Source organism: Enhygromyxa salina (assembly GCF_000737335.2).
Taxonomy (GTDB): domain Bacteria; phylum Myxococcota_A; class Polyangia; order Nannocystales; family Nannocystaceae; genus Plesiocystis; species Plesiocystis salina_C.
The window spans coordinates 104,666-127,141 of record NZ_JMCC02000001.1; the positions used below are offsets into that span (position 1 = coordinate 104,666).

A 22,476-nucleotide genomic window follows, 5' to 3' on the forward strand; every position below is an offset into this window, starting at 1 on the left:
CCCGGCCACGTCAATTGCGAAGCAGCGGGTGCGACTCGAACCACACCCTGCCATTTGTGTATGGCAGCACGTAGCCCCACAAGAGCAGCCTGTGGGCCTCGGGCTTGCCCGACGGCTCGCCGAGCTGCTCGACGTGGGCGAGCTCGTCACGCAGCATCGTGTTGAGGCTGACGTCCATGTCTTTGCGCAGCTCGTTGCAAGCGGCCTGAACGTCTTCCCGCGAGATGCGGGGCGCGTCCCGCTTCAGCGCGCTCCGAATCGCCCGATTGACGAGGTGGACCAAGTCGCGGACCAGACCGCCAGACAGATCAATCAGCAACTCGAGCGATTCATCGTCGCAGACATCGGCGATCTCGAACCCGCCGGTGGCGACGCGGAGGCGGATGAGGTCGCGGAGCCGCTCGCGGTCGTCTTCGACGCGCGCGGCGGCGATCTCCACGCCCTCGGCCCGCGGCGGGCGGACGACCAAGTTGGACAAGCGAATGCGTCGAAAGTGGTCACCGGTGGTCTTCCACTCGGGCGCCAGCATCAGCGTAATCGGACCCGTGTAGACGATGACGCAAGCTGGCTCGCACAGGGTTCGGGTGGTCACGAACAGGTCACGGATCTTGTCTAGATCGAACAGCTTGTCCAGACCATCGACGAGGATCACGGGAGCGCGGTAGGAGGTTCGGACCTCCTCCAAGATGAGATCGAGCGCCTCGAGCAAGCGCTGAAGATCCGGTGAACCCTCCGACACATGTCGGGTCTTGCCGCCGAGCGCGGACGGCCGATGGCTCCGACGAGCGAGGCCAGCGGTCTTTGTTGCGGCCGCGGCCACCTTGCCCGCGCCTGGAACCACCAGGTCGCCCAAGAACAGCGCCACGCCTTCGAACACCGAGTTCAGATCGAGGTCGCGGTCGGGCACGAGGCCGGCGAAGGCCTTGATCAGCCGATCCTGCGAGGCGGCCTCGACCTCGTGTCCCCACAGGTCACGCGCAGCCTTCACCGTTGCGGCCCCGGCCAGGAACAGGATCTCTGCGGGTTGCAGCATGTCCACGCGGGCGACCGAGTTGGGGAGATCCAGCGGAATTACCGCGTAGTCCTGTCGCAAGAGATCCGCCAGCTTGACCAGCTCGCTGCTCTTGCCGCAGCCGACCGAGCCCGTGATGACCCACTTGCCCAGGGGATCCAAGCCAAGTTGCAGGTCTTCGAAGATGGTCTGCGCGCCTTCTCCCCTGCGCTCTACGAATTGGCCCAGGGTCGCTTGCGAGACGGGCTCCGCGGGATCGAAGTCGCGATAGAGCTGGACCAGCTGCGGCCGGGAGGGCATGCGGGAGGATAGCAGGTCGGTCCCACGCGCTCAGGCCGGTCGGCGACGTCGTCGCACGCCCAGCCCCAGCAGCCCAAGCAGCGCGAGCGCCCCGGCGCCCCCAGGTCCACCGCCGAACCCGGCGGTGTCGGGCGCGGCCGTGCAGCCGCAGCCGCGACCGCCCGGATCCCAGCCCTGTTCCTCGGGATCGGGCTCGGGCGGGACATAGTCGAACAAGCACCCCGAGCTGCAGCCGTCGCCGTTGCTGAGGTTGCCGTCGTCGCACTGCTCGTTGGCCTGCACGATCCCATCGCCGCAAGCGGGCGGCGTGAGTGGTTTGGGCGGCTCGGGCGGCACGGCCGGCTCGTGGGCGACGATGCACAGCTGGTCGATGTTCCAGCCGCCAAACTCCAGGCCGCCGTCCGAGCCCAGCGAGAAGCTGACGCTGAGGTTGCCGTCGGCGCCGACCATGGGGGTGAGCTCCACGTCGTGAAACCGCCACTCGCGATCGCTGTGATGCACGCTGGCGCTGCCCCAGTCGTCGGCGCTGGCGGTGTTGGCCCAGGCGATCTGACCGTTGGCCGCGATCGTGGCTTGGTCAAAGTAGCCGTCCTCGACGTTGAGCCAGCGGCGGTACTGCAGGCGCACGACCTCGTGCTCGCTCACGTCGATCGCCGGGCTGGTCAGGGTGGATTGAGTCCAGGGCGCGTAGGTGCCAGGCCAGCTCAGGGCGACGCCGGCGACGCTCTGGCCGGAGAAGGCCTCGGTCGGATCGCCGCCGCCGCCCTCGGGCGGACCAAAGCTCCACTCACCGTCCACGCTCCAGCCTTGGCTGGCGGGCGCGCCCTCGAAGTCGGCGCACCAGATCTGGGTGACCTCGCCAGAGAAGTACTCGTACCACTCGTCGGCGCGGTTGTCGGGACGCGGAGCCACGGTGCCGTTGCCCCAGTCGAGCTCGACTTGGTACTGCGTGACGGTGTGCTCGGGCTGGGCCGGGATCACGGCGCGCAGCAGCCCGGGGCTGACCTCGTTCATCTCGAGCTCGGTGCTTGGGGTCTCGGGGCCGTTTGGGACCGGGCGCGGGCGCCAGCGCATCAGCGCGGAGGGGGTGACCATGCCGGGGCAAGCGTCGAAGCCGGTGCCGTAGCTGAGCGTGAGCTCGACGCTGCCGTCGGCGAGCTTGGTCTCGCTCAGATCGACCGCGGCGCCGAGCGGCTGGTACAGCCCGTGGGCCGCGAACGCCTCGTTGATCTCGCAGATGTCCGGCGTGCCGTTTTGCAGGTTGCCGTCGTCGTCGTTGGTGATCAGCGCCTCCATGTACCAGGAGGGGGTGTCGACCGAGCGCCGGATCCCATCAAGCCAGATCTGATCGGTCTTGGCCACGCCCTGCGCGACGCCGTATTTCTCGATCAGGCTGGTGCGAAGGTCCCACAGCGTGCCGCCGATGATCCGACCTTCGTCGTGGACCTCGCCCCCGTCTTCGGGCCAGTGCCACTCGTAGCCTGGCGGGTCGAGGTCGCGGATCGGATCACTGGTGTCCAGGAAGAACCCAACGCCAACCTTGGCGTCGTTGACGATCGAGGCCGACAGGTAGTCCGAAGCGCCCTCGCTGACGCCGCCGTTGAACAGCCCAACGCCCGGCTGCAGGCCCAGCACGTGCGCGACGTGGCCGTACTCGTGATAGACGACGTCGGCGATCAACGCCGAGTTCTCGCAGCCGCCGCCGTTCAGATAAAAATTGAGGGTGTTCTCTTCTGCGTAGGCGTTGCAGACGTCCGAGATGTTGACGGTGACCGTGGTCTGGAGATCGAGCGGCGCGAACTCGGGGTCGATCCCCCGGACGTAGTCCTTGACCAGCTGGGTGTGGACGTAGGCGCTGAGCTGCGCGTCTTGTTCGGGATCGGCGAACAGATCCCAGACGTAGGACTGGCTGGGAACGAACTGCTCCATCACCGAGCTGACTGGGCCGTTGTCGTTGACGACCCGCTGCGAGGGGCCCTGCGGGGAGAAGCTGACCGCCGCGCTGGGGGCGGGGACCACGAGCTGGCCGTTGGCGTCGGTGAACGCGACCTGGCCGTCAACGGAGACCTGCATCTGCGCGGCCGCGAAGCTCTGGCGGGGGCCAAGCGGGGAGCGTTGCCAGGTGTCGATCTCGAGCTCGGCCCAGTGCAGCAACGAGCGCCGCGCGATCGGCTGGGCGGTGGCGGCGTCGACGTACACCAACCACCGACCGATCGGCTGATCGAGGCTGACCTCGAGCGCGACGACCTCGCGGTACTCGATCGCGCCGCCGGCCTGCACGAGCGGGAGGATCATCGGGGTCATGGGGGTCATCGCCGCGCTGCCGTGGCTGGTGACGCTGCTGCGACCGATCGCTCCCGCGGCGAAGTCGTTGCTGATCCACGTGCGGGCCTGCAGCTGAACCTTGGTCTGATCGATCGCGCCACCACGCGCGGGGATCCAGACGTTGGGCAGCGCCTGCGAGCGCACCGCGATCAGGTGATCGGCCTTGAACGAGAGGCTCAGCTGCGCGTCGATGATCGGCAGGCCGGCGTGGTGCTGCACGAAGCCCAGCGTGCGCACGCCGTTGCTGACTTGGTTGCTGACCAGTACGAAGTCGCTGGCGGCGGCCCCAGGTGCGAGCGCGTTGACGTGGCGGGCGACAAAGCCCAACGCGAATTGCTCTGCGAGCGCGGGTGAATTGTTGGCGCCGTACACCTGCGCGCCGCGTGGGATCAACAGGTCGGCGACGCCGGTGTCGGCGTCGATGCTGACGAGCAGATCCTGACCAAGCTCGCGCTCGAGCGCTGCGAAATTGACGCGATGCCCGCTCGGGGTTGTTTGCTTGTCGACCCACGCGTGGGTTCGGGTCGCCCGCAGGGTCAAGCGGCTCGCAGCTGGGTTGAGATCCAGGCCCGCTTGGTTGGCGTGGCCTTGGAGGTGCGCGGGTCGCTGGATCGCGTGGGCGGTCGACAGCGGCAGGCTCGCGAGGACGAGTCCCAGCAGCGCGCTCAGGTGGCGCTCGTATTTAGTACGCATGAGGCAGATGTGCAGAGTATGACGGTTGTGGGCGCTTACCCAAATGACCAATGTATGTCGAAGTGTGGCGTTGGCTTCGCGCTGTTGTGGCTCCGCTCGCGCTGGTACCCTGGGGTGTGCGGTCTCCCGCCAGCAGCAGCCCTTGGGGGTTGGTCTTGCTCGTGTTGCTGGGGTCAGGGTGCGGGGGGAAGGCGGAGCCGGGCGCGGCCGTGCCTCGCAGCGAGGTCGACCCGGCGCCGAAGGTTGGGGACGCGGTGGGCGAACCAGGATTGCCGTCCGATCCTCCAGTGCCATCAGCAGCGCGGATCGATCTCGACGCGGAATTTCACCGGACCCGCGTGGGCGGCGGCGGCGGGTTCTGGGTGCTCGGCGTGATCTCCAACCCCCACCCGCACCCGGTCGCCGACGCGCGCGCCGAGGTCCAGTTTCTGAACGCCGAGGGTGAGGTCGTGGGCACGGCCGAGAGCGGCGTCGCGCAGCCGCTCCCCGGCGACGCTCGCGTGGCCGTGGCCGTGCTCGTGCCGCAGCCGGTCGAGCATGATCAGCTGAAGCTGGTTGCGAGCGGGGTCGCCAGCGAGGCGCCGCCGCCACCAACCCCGGCGCTCGAGCTTCAGCACGAACCACCGCAGCGGGCCGACCTTGGCGGATGGTTCGTGGTCGGGAAGCTCACCAACACCAGCGCCAAGCCGATCGACGGCGCGCGACTCGAGATCCAGGGCCTGGATCGAGACGGCAAGCTGCTTGGTGTCGACTGGCTCGAGCTCGACCCGATCCCGGCGCAAGCAACGATCGAGTTCGATGTTGGCGACCTTCGCTACGACGAACCTCCGCACAGCTTCAAAATTACGGCGAGCTGAGCCCCTTTCCCGCCCAAGCGCGAGGTCAGTGGCTCTCGAGTTGGGGCGTGCCGATGTAGTCCTGGGCGATCTCCAGGATCGACTGCAGCGCGCAGTGCAGCTCGAACTCGCGGGCCTCGACGCGCTTGCGGTAGACCGTGCGCCCCAGTGACCACGCGCTGGCGACCCAGACCCCCATGCCCAGGGGGATCAGGCCGGGCAAGCCCAGGATCGCGAGCGGAATGATCGGCAAGATCGCGCCGCCGCCCCCGAGCCCGCCGAGCAGCGTCCCGAACACGCTGCGGACCAGCTGGTCGAGCTTCTCTTCGATGCGGATCCGCGTGCGCCCCGATCGAGGCACGATCGTCAGGGCGATCGAGCGCGACCACCCCGGGCCCGCGCGGCTGTGCGAGGGATGGGCGGTCCACGTCAGCGAGCGGCCGATCAGCGAGGCGACGCCAAGCTCACCCGTGTGGCGGCGGACCGCTTCAATCACGTACTCGTAGGCCGGCACTGGGATCTCGCCGTCGAGGGTGACCTCGAACAGGATCGTCCGCGGCCCCCCCACGCTCGGTGAGCTGCGGTCACGCCGGGACTGGCGCAGGGTCAGCTCGGCGGCCGCGCGACGCACATAGACTGGGTTGATGCCCGCCGACGACGCGACCTCTTCCAGCTCTGCAACCGTCATCCGCATCACGTCCTCGGCCTGCCGCTGTAGCTCGGCCGCTCGCTCGAGGATCAGCGCCGCTTCTGGCTCGGGGTATCTCTGCACGTAGCGACCTGTCTGTGGCATTGACTGTCAACCCTTGGGGCGGGGGAACACCAGCTCGCAACGAGCCGCACTGCGTTGCATCCTTGGCAGGCTCGGCTTCATGGCCTTCGCTGGACCGCTATTGATCCTACGTCCGGTGCCGCGTAGGCGCATGGACTTGGATAGCTCAAAAGTCGCGGGCGCAAGTTCTGGTCGTGCAGAGATCCGCTTGGTCGTGAAACTCGCCGTCGCGCGGGCGTGGAGTCAGGCGGCTGCGACTCGCGACGAGCGAGCTGTTTGAACAGCGCTTTTCGAGCAACGCGGGCTCGCGTTCACACGATCCTGGGGCGCAGGCCAGGCGCGCGAGCGGGTCGGCGACCCGCTCGTCGCGCGTGGCGACGGTGACCCCACCTCTGCTCTTTGCGGGGTCGGCCTCGTGCGTGCGTGTGTGGCTCTGTACGGTCGCGCCGGCTGCGTCGCCGCCAGCCTGGGTCACGAGGGCGTGGCGAGGCGTCCGCAAGCGGGCGAGGAGCGGGCGAGAAGCCTCGCCCGAGCTGAAAACAGTTCGCACAGGCGCCCGTAACGTGTTAGCGAGAGCGTCGAAAGAACACCCAAAGATGCTCCAGCAGATCACGCTGCACACATTTGCAAAGAACGACACCTGGGAGCAGGTCGACTCGTACTGGGGTAGCCCGTTCTATTTTTGGGAGCGCTCCGGGGTACGCATTGATCCACCCGCGCCGGTGCGCGTGCGGGTGTTCGCCAAGGTCGTAGAGGAGTCCGCCAATGGACGCGCCGAGATCGGCGGGTTCTCGTCCATGTTCGTGCAGATCGTCGAGGCACGCGGGCGCAAGGGCGAGACGATCCGCGTCTCGATCGGCGAGCCGCTCTCGGCCGACGACGGCTGACGCGGATCCCAGCTGCTTGGCGCGCTAGCCAGGTTTGGTCATGTGCCCAGGCACGACCCACTCGTCGAACTGCGCGGCCGTCAGGTAGCCCAGCTCGATCGCGGCGGCCTTGAGCGTGGTGCCCTTCTGATACGCCGTCTTGGCGATCTTCGCGGCCTTGTCATACCCAATGTGCGGGTTCAGAGCGGTGACCAGCATCAGCGAGTTCTCGAGGTTGTGCTGGATCCGCTCGGTGTTTGGCTCGATCCCGACCGCGCAAAAGCGCGTGAAGTTGTTCATGGAGTCGCTGAGCAGCCGCAGCGATCGCAGCACGTTGTGGATCATCAAGGGCTTGAACACATTGAGCTCGAAGTTGCCGCTCGCGCCACCGATCGAGACGGCGACGTCGTTGCCCATGACCTCGGCGCAGACCATGGTCAGGGCCTCGCACTGGGTCGGGTTGACCTTGCCGGGCATGATCGAGCTGCCCGGCTCGTTCTCGGGGATCGTGATCTCGCCGATCCCGCAGCGGGGGCCCGAGGCCAGCCAGCGCACGTCGTTGGCGATCTTCATGAGCACGCAGGCGAGGCCCTTGAGCGCGCCGTGTAGCCCGACCAGGCCGTCGTGGGCGGCGAGCGACTCGAACTTGTTGGGCGCGGTCACGAACGGCAGCTGGGTCAGCTCGGCGATCTTGTTGGCGCTCTGGACCGCGTAGTCGGGGTGGGTGTTGAGCCCGGTCCCGACGGCGGTGCCGCCAAGGGCGAGCTCCCAGATGTGGTTGAGCGCGTCGTCGACCTTGCCGCGGGCGTGGGCCAGTTGCGCGACCCAACCGGAAATTTCTTGGCCCAGGGTGATCGGCGTGGCGTCTTGCAGGTGCGTGCGGCCGGTCTTGACGATGCTCGCAAACGCGGTGGCCTTGGCGTCCAGCGTGCGGCGCAGCTCGTCGAGCGCGGGCATCAGCGCGGAGGTGGTCTGCTCACCCGCAGCGATGTGCATGGCCGTGGGGAAGGTGTCGTTCGAGGACTGCCCGCGGTTGACGTGGTCGTTGGGGTGGATCGGCGCCTTGCTGCCAAGCTTGCCGCCCGCGAGCTCGATCGCCCGGTTGGCGATGACCTCGTTGGCGTTCATGTTGGTCTGGGTGCCGCTGCCGGTCTGCCACACGAACAGCGGAAAGTGATCGTCGAGCTTGCCGGCGATCACTTCGTCGGCCGCGCGAACGATCAGCTCCACGGTCGCCGCGTCGAGCTGACCAAGCTCACCGTTGGCCAGCGCCGCGGCCTTCTTCATGAGCCCGAGCGCGCGGATCATGGGCCGCGGGAACTGGTCGGTACCAATGCTGAAGTGGTGCAGCGATCGCTGGGTCTGGGCGCCCCAGTAGCGGTCGGCCGGGACCTGAATCTCACCCATGCTGTCGGTTTCGGTGCGCATCGCCTCGCTCATGGCCCCCTATATAGGGTATTTCACGGGGGTGATCGACTCATCGCCGCCGCGCACGAGCTCGCGGGTGTTTGCATGGGTGGCGCGCCTGTTGGGCCGGGTCGAGAGCCGCCTGGTGCTGTCGGCGGCGATCATCGTGAGCTTGCTTCCCTTCGAGTGGGTGCCGCGGCTGGATGCCGTGTTCTTGCTGCTGTTCGCGGCCGAGTTCGTGCTTCGCTCGCTGCTGGTGTTCCGGGGCGAGGCCCGCCACTCGCACGGGAGCCGGCGCGGCGTGACCCCGACCGAGGCCGAGCTACAGGAAGACCGCGGCTGGGAGTGGCCCTCGACCGGGGCCCTGATCTTGACCTTCTTCGATCTGCTGGCGCTGCTCTCGTTCGTGCCCTCGCTGATCGGGGTCGATCCCGACGCGGGGACCCGCTGGCTGCGGCTGTTCCGGCTGTCGCGGATGCTGCTGCTGCTCAGCTACTGGGCGCCGCTGGTCCGCGATGTGTGGTCGGTGCTGCTGCGCCACGAGCGGGCCAAGCAGGTCACGCTGATGGGCATCATCGTGCTCGCGCTGTCGTTCGCGGGGGCGGTGGTCATGGATCAGATGAGCGTCGACGACGAAGAGCTGATCGACTTCGACGGCGACGACGTGTTCGGCCGCGACGCCAACGGCGAGGTCCTCGATCCCGACGACGAGCGGTTCTTCGTCCACCTGTGGTGGGCATTTCGGCAGATCCAAGACCCCGGCAACTTGTTGTCCTCGCCCGAGCAGACCGTCGCGGTGATCGTGAGCGTGGCGCTGACAGTCGTCGGGCTGTTCATGGTCTCGTTCTTGATCGGCCTTGGCACCGACGTCGTGCGCGAGATGATGGAGCTGTCGCGACTCAGACCGCCAGGCCTGCATGGCCACACGATCGTCGTCAACATTGATCCGTCCACGCAGCAGCTGCTTCACGAGCTGCTCAGGTACTCGCGCAAGCTGCTGCCGGTTGGCGCCCTGTCGCTGGGGTGGGTGCGGCAGCTGGTCCGCAACAGTCGGCGCGGCCTGCATGGCGGTCGCTACCTCGTCGTGGGGCGGGGCGCGGAACCACCCGACTTTCTGCGGCAGCCCGAGCTCGCCCGGATCGGCTACCGCCAGGTCAACGTCGAGGACGAGACCTTCTTGTACCGCACCGACGTCTCGGAGGCGCAGCGGGTCGTCATGCTCGCAGATCTCGACGCCAAGGATCCCGACGCAGAGACGATTCAGGCGCTGCTCACCATCACCGAGAGCCTGCGCGAGGCCGACGAGGACGCGCGTCGGCGCGCGTCGTTCTCGTGGCTGCCGATCCCCCGGGTGCGCGCGCGCCTGCTGATCGCCGAGGTCCTCGACGAGAGCAACATTCCCGCCGCCCGAGCTGCGATCGCTGGCGACGGCAGCGGGCGCGACAGCGTGCGTACCCGGGCGTTCGTCGTCCCCAGCGAGCGGCTGATCGCGCTGTTCGTCGCCTGCATCGTCCAGCGCGAGGGAGTCGGGCGACTGCTCGAAGAGCTGCTGACCAGCCATGGGCACGAGCTCTACACGCTGTTCTTCGACCTTCCGGGGCTTGGCTATCAGCGCAACCATCGACCTGATCTGTCGGACGATCCCAGCACGATCATGACCGAGCTGATCCGGCGGGCGCGCTCGTTGTCTTCGCAGCACCGCTTGGTGCCCGTTGGGGTGTTGATGGCGGGCGACGGTGACGAGGACATCATCGTCCACATCAACCCCGAGCCGGACTTCTCGAACCTCGGTGACCAGCGCCTAGACGATGGACTTGGGGATGAAGTGGGGGACCAGCCGGGGGACGGAGACGGGATCCCGCGCGCGCTCGAGCTCGAGCCCGAGCGCGACGTCGACATCACGACGATCGCCGAGTCGCAGATCTGGCGGCCCGAGACGCCCAGCGGGTCGGACATGTCGGGGATGAGCGGCACCTTCGAACAGATCTCGGTCGAGCAGGCCCTGGCCCAGAGTCCGAGTCGCCAGCCGCCCCGGACTCTGGGCGCGAGCGAGAGCCGCTGCATCGGCTTCGTGGCGATCAGCAACAACTTTGGCCGGGTCCGCGAGCTCGCCGACGATCTGTACGAGCGGGTCCGCGAGCGCGTGCCCGCCGACCTCACCCGGACCCGCGAGCTTGGCCCGTTCGTGTGCGCGCCCCTGACCCCGCTGCAGCGCGTGCTGGTGGCCGGGTTTCGCAGCGGCACCGTGAGCATGATCGAGTCGCTGATCCAAGCCGAGCCGCGCACGCAGATCCTGTTGGTGTTGCGCGATCAGTTCGCCCTCGAGGCCGCCTGGGACGACTTCGACGCGCACACCAAGCTGTGCGAGCGCGGGCTGCTGCGCGGGCACCACGGCGGGTTCGCGCCGGACAAGGACAAGCGCACGTTGACGTGGGTCGACCCGCGTAATCCCAACGCGCACGTCGAGCAGCCCCACGTGCTCTTGGCCGTCGGCGACTGTAGCTCGTCGCGTCAGCTGACCGCGCTGCCGCGCGGGTTTGGCCACGTCGGCAGCATGAACGCCGTGCTGCTGATCTCGAGCGAGCACCACGGCTCCGACGCGCGCACCGCCAAGACCTTGATGAAGCTCGAGACCTTGACCCAAGCGCCGCGCGTGGTCGCCGAGGTGCTCGATGTCGAGCTCGCGCGACGCCTGCGACGCCGGGGCTCTGGCCGCGAAGCCGCGCGTGTGCGCGTCTACTCGATCCAAGAATTGCGCGCGTTTTTCATGTTCCAGGCCGTGGTCGTGCCCGCCTTCGACATGGTCTACACCGAGCTCATGGGGCCCTGGGGACAGAGCTTCGTGCGCATGACGATCGATCCAAGCGCGGGCCCCATGACCGGGGTGTGTAGCTTCGAGGAGCTGGCCAACCATCTGTCTCTGGAAGACCGCGTGCTGGTCGGCGTGGTCGTGTGTGACCAGAGCACCAGCGACGGATTTCACGAGCACGGCCCTGACTGTCGGACTGTCTTGCACGTCGCTGGGCCGGGTGGCGCACGCGGCGTCGATCTCAGTCGTCTCGTTGACCTGTGGGTCATCTCTTGAGTCGAGCGCGCGAATCCACGCACTTTTGGCCGCGAGGACGGGCCCTTCACCGTACCGTAGCCGCGGTCTGCGGCGACGAATGTGTGGTGTTTAGCCCCACTGGGAATAGTGATAGTGGCGTTTTGGACAATGTGCTGTCCTTAAGGACATGTATTGATTGATCGTTGGTACGGTGCGCGATCTTTAGACCATGATCTGGATGTCACAACCCCACCAGTAGCGTTCTAGCGAGAACTTCAGGTGTGAACGGAAAATCACAATGCAAAAAAGACGTAGGCTGGAAAATGGTCTGAGCGAGGGCTAAAGTCTCGGCGATGGCGGTTGCTGCCACCAGTCCAATGATCACCCAGCTCGAGTCTCCTCATTGCGAGGTGGCGCTCGAGTTGATCGATGATCATTTTCCGCTGTTGCTGGTCCGATGGGCCGGCCGGCTGCAGGCGCAGCACGTGCTCAAGCTGATCCGCTTCTGCGACGTGCACGGCGCGGTCGCGGCCAGTGAGGGCAGGCGCCTGGTCCTCATCCTCGACGCGCGCGAGGCCGCGCTTCCCAACTCGTTGGTCCGCGACATGCTGATCGACTGGCTGAGCGATCGGCCCCGCACAAACGCGGGCGGCAAGCCACGCAGCTACGTGATCGCAACGGACCCACTGATCCGTGGGGTCGTGGCCTCGCTCAAGTGGGCGACCGGCCGCGGCGAGGGCATCCAGGTGGTGAAGACGCTCGAGCAGGCGATCGCGGGCGCGCGCGAGACCTTCGAGGCCTCAGGCGTGGAAGTGCCCGAGATCCTGCGCGACGAGTGATCCCCTACACAGGGACGGGCGCGGTTGCGATCAGCTCGCGGACCAACTCCTGCGCCAGCGCGACCTGGTCACCGCTGCCAGCTTGAGCCGGCACGATCCGGTGCGCGAGGGCAGGCACCGCCAGCTCTTGCAGATCATCAATGCTGACCTGCGCCCGCCCACCAAGCAGCGCCCGCGCACGCGCGGCGGCGACCCACGCGAGGGCGCCGCGGGTGCTCACGCCCAGTCGGATCTCTGGGGTCTCGCGGGTGGCTTGAACCAGCTGCTGCGCGTAGCGGGCCAGATCGGGGTGCAGGTGAACGCCGGTGGCCGCGGCCTGCAGCTCGACCAACGCGGCCGGTGAAGGGACGGGGCTGGCCTCACGCCCGCCGGCTTCGCGCTTGCGCGGCGACGCACCGACGCCGCCGCTGAGCAGCAGCGCCGCTTCGACCTCGGCGTTGGCGTAGCCCATGCTGAGCCGCAGCAAGAAGCGATCGCGCTGGGACTCGGGCAGCGGGTAGGTGCCGTGGTGCTCTTCGGGGTTTTGCGTGGCGATGACGACGAAGGGGTTGGGCAGCGGATGACTCACGCCGTCGATCGACACCTGCGCCTCGCCCATGGCCTCGAGCAGCGCGCTCTGGGTTCGCGGCGGGGCGCGGTTGACCTCGTCGGCGAGCACGAGGTTGGCGAACATGGGGCCCGAGCGGAACTCGAACTGCTCGCGGCTGGCCAGCCACACGTTGACCCCGAGCAGATCCGCGGGCAGCAGATCACTGGTGAATTGGATGCGGCTGAAGCTGCCACCGATCGCGTCGGCGAGCGCGCGGGCCAGCGTGCTCTTGCCGACGCCGGGGATGTCTTCGATCAGCAGGTGGCCGCGCGCGACCAGGCAGATCAACGCGAGATCGATGACTTCGTCTTTACCGTGGATGCGGGTCGCGACTGCGTCGCGGATGCCGGCGAGGGTCTTGGCGTGATCGGCGAGCGTTGCGAGCTTCGCGGCCGGGGGAGGGGTAGTACCGAGCACTGCGTCCACGTGGGCGCGAGCTTAACCAGTTATTGCCCCGGCTGCACGCTCACGCGCGCTTGCGGCAGAACATGATCCCGTCGCGGACTGACAACAGCACCTGCTCGACGCGGGGCTCGTTCTTGACGTGCTCGTTGAAGCGCACGATCGCGCGGTCGCTGTCCGACTGCGGATCGATCACCCGGCCGCTCCACAGCGTGTTGTCGGCCAAGATCACGCCGCCGATCGGCAACATCTCGAGCGCGAGCTCGAAGTAGCGCACGTAGCCGGACTTGTCGGCGTCGATGAACACGAGGTCGAAGCGCTCGTTCGCGGCCGCGAGCTCGCTCAGGGTCTGCTTGGCGTCACCAAGCCGCAGCTCGATCTTGGATCCCCACGGGCTCTCGTCCCAGAAGCGGCGGGCGATCTTGGTCGCGGCGGGGTCCACGTCGCAGGTGATCAGCTTGCCGCCCTCGGGCAGGCCGGCGGCCATGGCCATGGAGGAGTAGCCGCTGAAGGTCCCGATCTCGAGCACCCGCTTGGCCCCGGTCACCTTGACCATGAGCTCGAGGAAGCGACCTTCGACGCGACCCACCTGCATCTGGGGTTCGCTGAGCTTGGCGTAGGTCTCGGCGCGAAGGCGCTCGAAGATCTCGTGCTCGGGCGTTGTGTGATCGTGAATGTAGGTGGTCAGCGCGTCGCTGAGCATGGTCATGTCGGCCATCGCGGGGACTCTACTCGATCGGGGGCTGCACGGTGCGGACCAGCCGACTCGTGTCGTAGCGCTGCGCTTCGAGCCGAGCGAGGATCGCGTCGTAGAGCTCCGGGCTCATGGCTGGCTCGCGGGAGAGGATCCACAGGTACTCGCGGGTTGGATGGCCGACGACGGCGTACTCGTACTCGGGGCCGAGATCGATGATCCAGTAGTCGCCCCAAAATGGCCAAAAGAAGCTGACCTCTAGCTTGGCGTTCGTGGCGGGGTCGACGACGCGGGCGCGGCCCTTGGCTTGGTCGAGGCGGCCGTCGAGCGTGTACTTGCGGCAGCGATTGATCACGTTGACCTGTCCGTCGGCGCGAAGCTCATAGGTCGCGGTCGTGCCCGTGCAGTTTCGCTGAAATTTCTGCGGGTAGCTGGCGATCTCGTACCAGGTGCCGGCGTAGCGCTCGAGGTCGACGTGGTCCACGGTCTGCAGCGGCGGGCGATCCTGCTGGTCCTTCATGGTCCCCGCGCACGCGGAGGTGAACAGGGTCACGAGCAAGGCGATGAGGCGTTTCACGATGAACATGTGATCCACGTTGGGGGTGGTTTCAATCTCGCGATCCAAATCCAACTGAGTTCGATGCCCAGGGTGAACCGGTCTACGAAGGCGTCCGCGAGCGGGCGAGGAGCCCTCGCCCGAGCAGAAGACAGCGCTCGTGCGGACGATTTGTCACACCAGCGCCAAGCGTTCGCCGCCGCGTCACGCAGCCGGCGCTGGGTTGTCGCCAGGACCCGTTCTGCTGCCGCTCTCGAGCGGTCTGGGAGGCCGTGGAGTGTTGGGCACACGGATTGCACAAGGGCCCACAGATGCATGACGCGAACCCTGGTCCAGTTCATTGGTTGCTCTCTTTGATGCGTGGGGGCTCTCCACCAGGCCGGCGCGTGCGTGCGGGCGCGCTGGTGGTTGGTGCTGGCCTGCTGCTCGGGGGGGTGTTCGTGGGCGCCAATGTTTGTTCGGCGGATGGCCCTCCTCCACTGTGGACGGCGGAGGATCTGGACACCGAAGTGGCGGATTCTGACAACGGATGGTCCTTGGTCGTGACCGCGAACGATGTCGAGATTCCAGAGCCGCTGCGTGCGCTGATCGAAGCGAGCGATCACGAGGCAGAACAGTTCTGGGCCGACGCGGATCAGCAGGCAGAGGCGCTCCGTGCGTTCTTGGCCACCGGCACCGCGCGTGACGCTAGCGAGCGCTTTGACCTGGCGCGCTCGCGGCCCGAGTTTGTCGACGTCTGCCCGCTCGGCGATCCGTGTCTGGTGGTCGAGTGGCGCGACTTGCATCGGGTCGCCGTGCTCCGGGCGATCGGGCTGGCGACCGCGGGCGATGCTGCGGATGCGAGCTTGCTGCTGCGGGACTTGATCCGAATGGACGTCGCGCATCTGGACAGCGCTCGCGGGGCGTTCAGCTTCTTGGTCGCCCGCGCGAATTTGCAAGAAGCGTTGACGCAGGCGGACCGGCTCGCGCTTCGGCTTGGACAGCGCGAGAGGTCGGCAGCCACGAGCGCGGCGCTGACCGAGCTCGCGCAGGTCGTCCGGGCGGTGGACATCGAGGCGATCAATCTTCAGCGGGTCGTCATCACCGAGTACCTGTTCCACGTTCGAGCGCTCGAGCGCCTCGAGGGCGGGGACGCCGAGCTGCTCGATCGAGTCGATTCGCCACGAGCGATCGGCTGGGCGTTCGACCGCGGGCAGACGCTGCACAGCTTGAACGAGCGGTTCGAAGCCCGCTACCAAGCGGCAGCCGCCCACGACACCGCCGCGGCGCTCGGGGCTAGCGAAGACTCGCCGAAGCAGCAGTTCATGTGGTGGCTGCGCAACCCGGTGGGCAAGCTGTACCTCGACGCGACGATCATCGACTCCGACTGGAAGATCGACGCAAACCTCGAAGAGCTCGGTCGCACCCAGACACGCTTGCTCGCACGCCCGGTGCTCGCCCAGCTGTGACCTGCCGCGCCGGACCCACGCCTGCGAGATCGGAGCAGAACGCCCGGCGTTGCAGGCGAGCCATGCCCACCGCTTGGATCTTGACCGCCGCGTTGTCGCTCGCACCACCAACCCAGACCGACAAGGCATGCGAGATCGGGGTGTCCTCCAGCCAACGCACAGGGTGGAGGTCACCCCGGCCGACCGCCGGTTGCCCGCGTTGGGTCATAATTGGGGAGGACCTGGATATCGACCTGCACCCCGACGGCTACGGTCTCTGGCGCCGGCATCCGTGCGAGCATGTCCTGCTGTGCCCGCGCGCGGGCTTCATCGAACAACTGGTCGTCCAGGCCGCGGGCGTGTGGGTCGGGTAGGATGCGCGGGTGCGGGACCTCGAACCCACCGACGCGGGCGTGCGGCTGCAGGTGCTGGCCGAGGCCATCGAGCCGAGCCTGCGGGCGATCCTCGACGAAGTCGATCGGCTCGCGCCGCGGCCGACCGGGCCTCACGAGGGTGAGATCGTCGACAACGCGGTCGCGGTTGGCGACGGGACCTTCATCGCGTTGACCCCGACACCGCGCCGCAGCGCGACGCAGCTGGTGGTCAACACCGTCAGCGTGGTGATCGGGCTGGGTCTTGGTGCTGGGCTGATGCTCAACGGGGTCGCGCTCGAGTCGGCGTTCGTTGCGGGGGGGATCACGATGGCCGCGCCGAGCGGGATCGTCAGCTTGTGGCTTGGCGCGCGCCAACGCGCCGGCACCAAGCACACCGGGCTCCTGTGCCTGCCGGACCGATTGGTGATCCGCTATCCCACGTTCATCTCGGTGCTGCCGCGCAGCGCCGTGCTGTCAATCGAGGAGCGCATGCACGAGGAACCGGGCAGCCAGTACGAAGGCCCGTCCACGGTCTACTCTGGCGTCGTCGTGTTCAACAACAGCAAGCGCGAGCGGCAGGAGCTGGCCATCGTCGACGCGCGGGCAAAGGGCGAGGCTGGACTCAGCCTGCGGGCCAGCCACATCGAGGGCCAGTACGTGACCGCCGTCGTGCGGTACTTGGTTCGCCGCTGGCTGAAGAACGACCCCGCCGAGCGCACAAAGCGATGAGGAATCCCCGGCGTGTGTGTGGCCCCCGGGCAGGGGCCGCACGAGGTACGGAGACATTTAGCCAATGTTCGGACACAAGGCGACGGGCAGCGTCGCGTTGTTGTCCTCGATGCACTCGTTGAGCGCGCCCTCACCCATGCCGTCATCGTCGACCGTGACCGTGACCGTGAAGGGGTTGTCGTGCGGCGCGGGCACGGTCAGCAGGACCTTCTCGCAGGTGCCCGCAATGATCGCGCCGTCGGTGAATTCGACCCCGAGCAGCCCGGCGTCCTGGTCGAAGAAGCTGACCGCGACGCCGGGACCGACGCCCAGGCAGCCCTGGTTGCACACGCGCACGCTCAAGGTCAGATCAGGCTGGCAGGGGCCGACCGCCTGGATGTCTTGCGGGACCAGATCGGGCGCGCAGTTCTCCACGCCGCCTTGCGAATTGCGGCGGTAGGAGTTCTCGGGGTTGCCCATGGGCGACAGCCAATTCGACGCTTCGATGAACGGGATGCCGCCCTTCGCGTCGACGTTGGTCACGTGATAGGTGTGCTGATTCCAGATCGGCAAGGTTGCGACCCAGTTGTCGAGGCGATCCTCGAACACCTCGATGCCGGCGTCACCAATGTTGCCTTGGCCGCTCCAGTTGTTGGTCGCAACGACGATCTCGGCCTTGAAGTCGCCGTCGACGTCGGCGACGACGGGATACTCGCTGCGGGTCTGCGACGAGTTGATGTCGATGAACAGGATCTCGGCGTCGGTCATGATCCCGTCGCAGGCGGGGCCCGGCACCATCAGGGCGCAGTCGGGCTCGACGCCCGGGTAGATCCGCAGGTACCACTCGTCGAAGTACACGACCTCCGAGCGGCCGTCGCCGTCAAAGTCGAACACAGAGGAGCCCGTGCGGCTCGACGAGCCGTCCTTGGTGTCGGCGCGCCACAGCTCGGTCAGGGTGTCGAGCCCGTCGTACTGCACGACCACATAGAAGTTGCCGCCCGCGAGGCCAATGTCCGGGAGCCCGTCGCCGTCGAAGTCGGCGATGTTGGGGGGCCCGCCCGCGCCGCCGCCTGGGATCTGGATGCTGGCCACGGTCGTTCCGTCGATCGCGTCGAGCACGTCGATCCAGCCCGAGCGCACGACCACGACCTCGGGGACGCCGTCGAGGTCGAGGTCGCCGAGCCCACAGTAGCCGTCGGCGCCGTGCTCGGTGTTGTTCCACAGCACCGAGCCAACGAAGTCGACGCCGACCGTGCCCGTGAAGTCGTAGGCGGTGCCGCCGGCGATGAGCTCGGGACGGAAGTCGTCGTCGATGTCGGCCACGCACGAGAGCTTGCCGACGCTGCCGTTGTTGCCGTGCGAGTTGGAGCCTTGCCACAACAGCGCGCCGTTGCTGTCGAACACCGCCCGGCCGTAGGCGATCTCGGCGTTGCCCTGGCCGTCGAAGTTGGCGATGCTGACCCCGCCGGACTTGCCCCCGCCCGTGTAGTTGTCGGACTTCCACAGCGGTGTGCCGTTGGCAGCGAACGCGAGCAGGTTGAGGCCCTCACCCGGGGTCACGATCTCGGGGACGCCGTCGTAGTCGAGGTCACCGATCGCCGCGCTCGCGGCCGAGTCGGTCTGCCACGCGGGATCGTCAATCGTCCACACCTTGGCGCCCGTGTCCCCACGAATGACCCGCAGCACCCCGTTCTCGGTGTAGTTGGGCGGCGCAAAAGAGTTGAACACGATCTCTGGGATGCAGTCGCCGTCGAGGTCACCGACCACCGGCGTGGCGACCGACTGCACGGCGGCGGGGAGGTCGTCGGGTCCGGGGTCGAGGTGGGGCCAGGTCACCGCGCAGGTGCCCATGTCACAGATTTCTTCGGTCTGGCAGTCCGTCGCCGCGTCGACGCAGGGCCGGACCTTGCGCGCGCCCCAGGTGAAGCGCGGGACCGGATCGAACACGCCGGTCTCGGGCTGAAACACGCAGGTGTCATCGGCGAGATCCGGGACGCAGGCGCCGAGGTCGGGATCGCAGACTTCTCCGGTGCCGCAGACCGAGCGGGTGTCCGTGGCGCAGCTCGATGGCTGGCAGGGATCCCCCGGAACGATGCAGCCGCCAGCGAAGCAGACTTGGTCGGCGCTGCAGCACTCGCCTGGATCGCTGCCACACACAGGATCGCCGCCGCAGTCGAGCACGCAGGAGTTGGTGTCGAGATCGCAGACCTCGCCGGCATCGCAGCACTCGCTGCCGCAGGTGATCGCACACGGATCTCCGTCGCCGTCTCCGGCGGGGTCGCCGTCGCCGTCGCCCAGCGTCGAGTCGGACTCTGCGGAGCCTGACTGGCTGGCCATCGTGACGCCTGTGCCCTCTTCGTCGTCGACGGCCGGGGAGTTGTCGCTGCAGGCGACCGCGAGGATGGGGAGCAGCAATGAGGACAGGATCAAGGGCGAGCGGCGCATCGTCGCAGCATACGGCGCCGGGTTCGGGCAGGGAACGGTGAACGTCTGGCGTCACCACTCCGGGACGCGATCATCGTAGTCGGTCACGATCGACACATAGCGCCCAAGCACACGCACCGCCTCGCGCAGCTGCTCGGCCCCGCGCTGGGTGATTCCCGTTCGCCACAGCGTCATCCCCCACAAGGTCGAGCTCCCTTGCAGCAGCCCGATCGCCCCTGCGGCGTCGATCTTGGTCCCAAGCAGCGACAGCTCCTCGAGCGCGGGCAGCCGCGCCAACGGCGACAGGGCCTCGCTGTTTAGCGCCGGGTTCTCGTCGAGCACGAGCTGGCGCAGCTTGGGCGGCATCGCGTTGGCCAGCGCGGCGATCCCGGCCGCCCCGATCTCGCAGCGGGACACGAACAGCCGCTTGAGCCCGGCGATCAGCGGCGAGCCAGCCAAGCTCGCCAGCCCTTCGTCGCCGATCGGGTTGTCGTCGAGGCCCAGACACTCGAGCCCGACCAGCGGCGCGGCGCTGGCCAACACCCGCGCCGTCTCGGGACCGAGGCCGGCCTTGCCCGTGATCAAGACTTGGACGTCGACCGACGCGGGATCCAGAGCGATCTCTCGAACGCGCGCAGCCGACAGCGGCTCACGTCTGTGGATCGCATGGTTGATCTTGCGTTGACGGTCGCTCATCCAAGACCCTCGGCCCGAGTCTGCCACGTTTTAGAGCGGTTCGGCGCGATATGGTTGCCAGTCGGCGCTGTAGAACACTTCCGTCTCGAGCACGAACTTGCGACCGCGCAAGACCACGTGATCAACGTGTGTCAGCGAGTGTGGAAACACGCAAACTCGGCCGGTGCGGGCCTGCACCGTGCGTCCGAGCTGGGGAAATTCGACGCTGCCTCCCGTGAAATGATCGTTGAGAAACACCAACACGCTGAGCTGGCTCAGCTGTCCGTCCAAGGTCTCGCGGGGTGGATCGGTGTGGGCGCGTGTGCCTTCACCTTTGCGGTATTCGATGCACCGCAGCAGCGGCTTGAGTCCGGTGAGCGCGGCGCCCTCGCGCGAGGTCGGCAGCTGCGAGAGCAGGCGGTGGTACAGACGCAGCGCCAGGACCGGCAGGTCGAGGACCGCGAAGCGTGGGCGTTCGCGGTCGGCCCCAACCAGGCGGCAGGGGCGGTCGGTATCGTTTGCTCGACGCGGAGGCAACGCGTGGGGACCGTTGGCAGCGCGGAGCAACTCGGCGGTGGTAGTGAGCCAGCGATCTCCGTCGGCCTGCTTGATCAAGTTGCGACAGGTGCCGGGGTCGAGCACCTCGTCGATCACGCATAGCGCGGGCGCGGGCGGGTTGTTGGACTGGTTGTTGGGCTGGTTGTTGGGCTGGGCTGCGAGTTGATTCGAACGGGGGACAAACTCACTGGGCCAGACGGGCATGCCGCCGGGTAAAGCACCTGGCGTACCAAGCACCGGTCGTGACTGATATCACTGATATTGTTGGTGTTTTGGATTGTGTCGAAGCGCGCACCTGGGGGCGGGGCCGACAGCGGGGTCAGGCGGCGATCGGGGTGGCCACTGGACCGTGGATCAACGGCGAGCGCGTGTGCGCGGGTGTTCTTTGGGTATGCTTGCGCCCGTCCACTCTGGAGACCACTCGACATGACCTACCGCATCGACTCGCTCAGCACCGCCACTCGCACCCTCTTGCTCGCACTGCCGCTCGCGTTCCCGCTGTATGGCTGCGGCGACGACACGCCGGCAGATTCAGCCGAGACCAACGCGGACACGACGGGCGACGGTGACGGGGATGGCGATGGCGACGGGGATGGCGACGGGGATGGCGACGGCGACGGCGATAGCGACACCGCCCCCGATCCCGACTTCCCGCTGTGCTCTTGCGATCAGTTTGAAGGCGCCTGCGTCGAGGTCAGCGCCGACGACGAAGAGGGCCTGCAGATCGCCGCAAACTCGCTCGAAGACGACACCACCTTGGTGCTTGGGCTTGGCACCTTCGAGCTCGACAACCAGGTCACGATCCGCGCCAACGGCATCACCGTGTGTGGCCAGGGCATGGGCGTCGAGGGCAGCTTCGACTCCGGCACCAGCCTCGACTTCGCGTCCCAGGCCACCCAGTCCAACGGCCTCGACGTGGTCGGCGACAACTTCAGGGTCATGGACCTCGCGATCGTCGACGCCAAGAAAGACGGCCTGCGCATCGAGGACTCCGACGGCGTGACGATTCAGCGGGTCCGCGCGACCTGGCGGCTCGAGGGCGACTCGAGCAATGGCTCGTACGGGCTGTACCCCGTCAAGGTCTCGCACGTGCTGATCGAGGACTCGGCGGCCTACAACTCGTCGGACGCGGGCATCTACGTGGGTCAGTGCCAGCACGCGATCGTCCGCAACAACATCGCCAAGCAGAACGTCGCGGGCATCGAGATCGAGAACACCCAGTTCGCCGACGTCTACGGCAACCTGGCAGAGGACAACACTGGCGGGCTGTTGATCTTCGATCTGCCGGGCAACCCGGTGATCGGTCGTGACATCCACATTCACGACAACATGGTGATCAACAACAACCGGCCAAACTTCGCGCCGGGCGGCACCGTCAAGGCGATCCCGGCGGGGACCGGGACCTTCGCCATGGCCTCGCGCCGGGTCGAGATCAACAACAACACCTACGCCAACAACGGCACGTCCGACGTTGCGATCCTCAGCGGCTTGGTGATCGAGGGCGACCCCGAGGCGTGGGCGCTGTCGATGGCGGAGCTGGTCGGTGACAACACCGGCCTCGAGCTCCCGACCAACGGCGACACGGTCTACAGCTACCGGACCAACAACATCTACATCCACGACAACAACCACTCGGGCAGCGGCACCAACCCCTACCTGTCCACGATGGATCAGGAGTTTGGCCTGTTGCTCGCTATCGTCTACGGCCAGGATCTGCCGATCGATCAGATCCTGTACGACACGGTCGAGGAGAGCTCGTTCTCGCCAAGCGACGCTATGATGAACTCGAACGACAACCACATCTGCATTGGCACCAACGCGGGCGGGAGCTTCGCCAGCATCAACATCGAGCCGCTGTCGATGAACGGCGGCACCGTCGACGATCTGTTCCGGCCGGAGGCGCCCTACGCCCCGTTCAACTGCAACGACCTCACCGGCGGGCCGATCATCGCCCCGGACATGGAGTAGGCCGC

The 22,476-nt window shown here is 67.2% G+C and carries 19 protein-coding genes; 8 read left to right on the forward strand and 11 right to left on the reverse strand.

The genetic code is table 11. The annotated features are described in order from the left end of the window. Positions 1-10: 10 nt before the first annotated feature. Both DB30_RS00460 and DB30_RS00465 read right to left on the reverse strand, forming a co-directional pair. Entirely contained in the window at positions 11-1,312 is a 1,302-nt protein-coding gene (locus DB30_RS00460) for a hypothetical protein (protein ID WP_052545937.1), read from the reverse strand. Positions 1,313-1,342: 30 nt separating this feature from the next. Further along, the gene (locus DB30_RS00465; protein ID WP_052545938.1) at positions 1,343-4,330 is read right to left on the reverse strand and encodes a DUF4215 domain-containing protein; all 2,988 of its coding nucleotides are present in this window, start codon (positions 4,328-4,330) and stop codon (positions 1,343-1,345) included. 287 nt (positions 4,331-4,617) lie between these two features. Here DB30_RS00465 and DB30_RS00470 point away from each other — a divergent pair, with 287 nt between their 5' ends. After that, entirely contained in the window at positions 4,618-5,187 is a 570-nt protein-coding gene (locus DB30_RS00470) for an FxLYD domain-containing protein (protein WP_146657736.1), read from the forward strand. Between the two features lie 25 nt (positions 5,188-5,212). Here the strand turns inward: DB30_RS00470 and DB30_RS00475 are convergent, their stop codons facing one another. Then, positions 5,213-5,938, reverse strand: coding sequence for a dsRNA-binding motif domain-containing protein (locus DB30_RS00475; RefSeq protein WP_146657737.1), 726 nt, complete (start codon positions 5,936-5,938; stop codon positions 5,213-5,215). A gap of 166 nt (positions 5,939-6,104) precedes the next feature. Next, positions 6,105-6,437, reverse strand: coding sequence for a hypothetical protein (locus tag DB30_RS00480; RefSeq protein ID WP_146657738.1), 333 nt, complete (start codon positions 6,435-6,437; stop codon positions 6,105-6,107). Positions 6,438-6,534: 97 nt separating this feature from the next. Between DB30_RS00480 and DB30_RS00485 the strand changes: the two genes are divergently transcribed. Next, positions 6,535-6,825 (forward strand): hypothetical protein, encoded by a 291-nt coding sequence (locus DB30_RS00485; RefSeq protein ID WP_052545942.1) that lies wholly within the window; start codon positions 6,535-6,537, stop codon positions 6,823-6,825. 24 nt (positions 6,826-6,849) lie between these two features. Here DB30_RS00485 and fumC read toward each other — a convergent pair whose 3' ends face one another. After that, on the reverse strand, positions 6,850-8,232 hold the full coding sequence (gene fumC, locus DB30_RS00490) for a class II fumarate hydratase (protein WP_052546015.1): 1,383 nt from the start codon (positions 8,230-8,232) through the stop codon (positions 6,850-6,852). Between the two features lie 40 nt (positions 8,233-8,272). Between fumC and DB30_RS00495 the strand changes: the two genes are divergently transcribed. Then, positions 8,273-11,296 carry an ion transporter gene (locus DB30_RS00495; protein WP_052545943.1) on the forward strand — a complete coding sequence of 1,008 codons (3,024 nt, stop codon included), beginning with the start codon at positions 8,273-8,275 and terminating at the stop codon, positions 11,294-11,296. Positions 11,297-11,610: 314 nt separating this feature from the next. Next, positions 11,611-12,096: a hypothetical protein gene (locus tag DB30_RS00500; RefSeq protein ID WP_146657739.1), complete on the forward strand. Its 486-nt coding sequence runs from the start codon at positions 11,611-11,613 to the stop codon at positions 12,094-12,096. A gap of 4 nt (positions 12,097-12,100) precedes the next feature. Here DB30_RS00500 and DB30_RS00505 read toward each other — a convergent pair whose 3' ends face one another. The 3 genes from DB30_RS00505 to DB30_RS00515 are packed head-to-tail and all read right to left on the reverse strand — an operon-like array spanning position 12,101 to position 14,367. After that, on the reverse strand, positions 12,101-13,111 hold the full coding sequence (locus DB30_RS00505) for an AAA family ATPase (RefSeq protein ID WP_146657740.1): 1,011 nt from the start codon (positions 13,109-13,111) through the stop codon (positions 12,101-12,103). Between the two features lie 40 nt (positions 13,112-13,151). Further along, a complete protein-coding gene (locus DB30_RS00510) occupies positions 13,152-13,805 on the reverse strand; it encodes an O-methyltransferase (RefSeq protein WP_052545945.1) in 654 nt (217 codons plus the stop codon). A gap of 10 nt (positions 13,806-13,815) precedes the next feature. Then, positions 13,816-14,367, reverse strand: coding sequence for a lipocalin family protein (locus tag DB30_RS00515; protein ID WP_420870620.1), 552 nt, complete (start codon positions 14,365-14,367; stop codon positions 13,816-13,818). Between the two features lie 512 nt (positions 14,368-14,879). Between DB30_RS00515 and DB30_RS00520 the strand changes: the two genes are divergently transcribed. The 3 genes from DB30_RS00520 (at position 14,880) to DB30_RS00530 (ending at position 16,867) form a co-directional block, all read left to right on the forward strand. Continuing rightward, on the forward strand, positions 14,880-15,785 hold the full coding sequence (locus DB30_RS00520; protein WP_146657741.1) for a hypothetical protein: 906 nt from the start codon (positions 14,880-14,882) through the stop codon (positions 15,783-15,785). A gap of 62 nt (positions 15,786-15,847) precedes the next feature. Continuing rightward, complete coding sequence (locus tag DB30_RS00525; protein WP_052545947.1) at positions 15,848-16,138, forward strand: hypothetical protein; 291 nt, start codon at positions 15,848-15,850, stop codon at positions 16,136-16,138. Between the two features lie 9 nt (positions 16,139-16,147). Beyond that, on the forward strand, positions 16,148-16,867 hold the full coding sequence (locus tag DB30_RS00530; RefSeq protein WP_052545948.1) for a hypothetical protein: 720 nt from the start codon (positions 16,148-16,150) through the stop codon (positions 16,865-16,867). 57 nt (positions 16,868-16,924) lie between these two features. Here the strand turns inward: DB30_RS00530 and DB30_RS00535 are convergent, their stop codons facing one another. The 3 genes from DB30_RS00535 to DB30_RS00545 are packed head-to-tail and all read right to left on the reverse strand — an operon-like array spanning position 16,925 to position 20,707. Then, entirely contained in the window at positions 16,925-19,291 is a 2,367-nt protein-coding gene (locus tag DB30_RS00535) for an FG-GAP repeat domain-containing protein (protein WP_052545949.1), read from the reverse strand. Between the two features lie 51 nt (positions 19,292-19,342). Further along, complete coding sequence (locus DB30_RS00540) at positions 19,343-19,966, reverse strand: leucine-rich repeat domain-containing protein (protein ID WP_052545950.1); 624 nt, start codon at positions 19,964-19,966, stop codon at positions 19,343-19,345. A gap of 30 nt (positions 19,967-19,996) precedes the next feature. Continuing rightward, the gene (locus DB30_RS00545; RefSeq protein WP_052545951.1) at positions 19,997-20,707 is read right to left on the reverse strand and encodes a 2OG-Fe(II) oxygenase family protein; all 711 of its coding nucleotides are present in this window, start codon (positions 20,705-20,707) and stop codon (positions 19,997-19,999) included. Between the two features lie 222 nt (positions 20,708-20,929). Between DB30_RS00545 and DB30_RS00550 the strand changes: the two genes are divergently transcribed. Beyond that, the gene (locus tag DB30_RS00550) at positions 20,930-22,471 is read left to right on the forward strand and encodes a parallel beta-helix domain-containing protein (protein ID WP_052545952.1); all 1,542 of its coding nucleotides are present in this window, start codon (positions 20,930-20,932) and stop codon (positions 22,469-22,471) included. The last annotated feature ends 5 nt before the right edge of the window (positions 22,472-22,476 follow it).

What these genes read in the sequence shown, in the direction of transcription:
- DB30_RS00460 (WP_052545937.1), bottom strand. Translation starts at nt 1,312, where the DNA reads ATGCCCTCCCGGCCGCAGCTGGTCCAGCTCTATCGCGACTTCGATCCC.
- DB30_RS00465 (WP_052545938.1), bottom strand. Translation starts at nt 4,330, where the DNA reads ATGCGTACTAAATACGAGCGCCACCTGAGCGCGCTGCTGGGACTCGTC.
- DB30_RS00485 (WP_052545942.1), top strand. Translation starts at nt 6,535, where the DNA reads ATGCTCCAGCAGATCACGCTGCACACATTTGCAAAGAACGACACCTGG.
- fumC (WP_052546015.1), bottom strand. Translation starts at nt 8,232, where the DNA reads ATGCGCACCGAAACCGACAGCATGGGTGAGATTCAGGTCCCGGCCGAC.
- DB30_RS00500 (WP_146657739.1), top strand. Translation starts at nt 11,611, where the DNA reads ATGGCGGTTGCTGCCACCAGTCCAATGATCACCCAGCTCGAGTCTCCT.
- DB30_RS00510 (WP_052545945.1), bottom strand. Translation starts at nt 13,805, where the DNA reads ATGGCCGACATGACCATGCTCAGCGACGCGCTGACCACCTACATTCAC.
- DB30_RS00515 (WP_420870620.1), bottom strand. Translation starts at nt 14,367, where the DNA reads ATGTTCATCGTGAAACGCCTCATCGCCTTGCTCGTGACCCTGTTCACC.
- DB30_RS00525 (WP_052545947.1), top strand. Translation starts at nt 15,848, where the DNA reads ATGCCCACCGCTTGGATCTTGACCGCCGCGTTGTCGCTCGCACCACCA.
- DB30_RS00535 (WP_052545949.1), bottom strand. Translation starts at nt 19,291, where the DNA reads ATGCGCCGCTCGCCCTTGATCCTGTCCTCATTGCTGCTCCCCATCCTC.
- DB30_RS00540 (WP_052545950.1), bottom strand. Translation starts at nt 19,966, where the DNA reads ATGAGCGACCGTCAACGCAAGATCAACCATGCGATCCACAGACGTGAG.
- DB30_RS00545 (WP_052545951.1), bottom strand. Translation starts at nt 20,707, where the DNA reads ATGCCCGTCTGGCCCAGTGAGTTTGTCCCCCGTTCGAATCAACTCGCA.
- DB30_RS00550 (WP_052545952.1), top strand. Translation starts at nt 20,930, where the DNA reads ATGACCTACCGCATCGACTCGCTCAGCACCGCCACTCGCACCCTCTTG.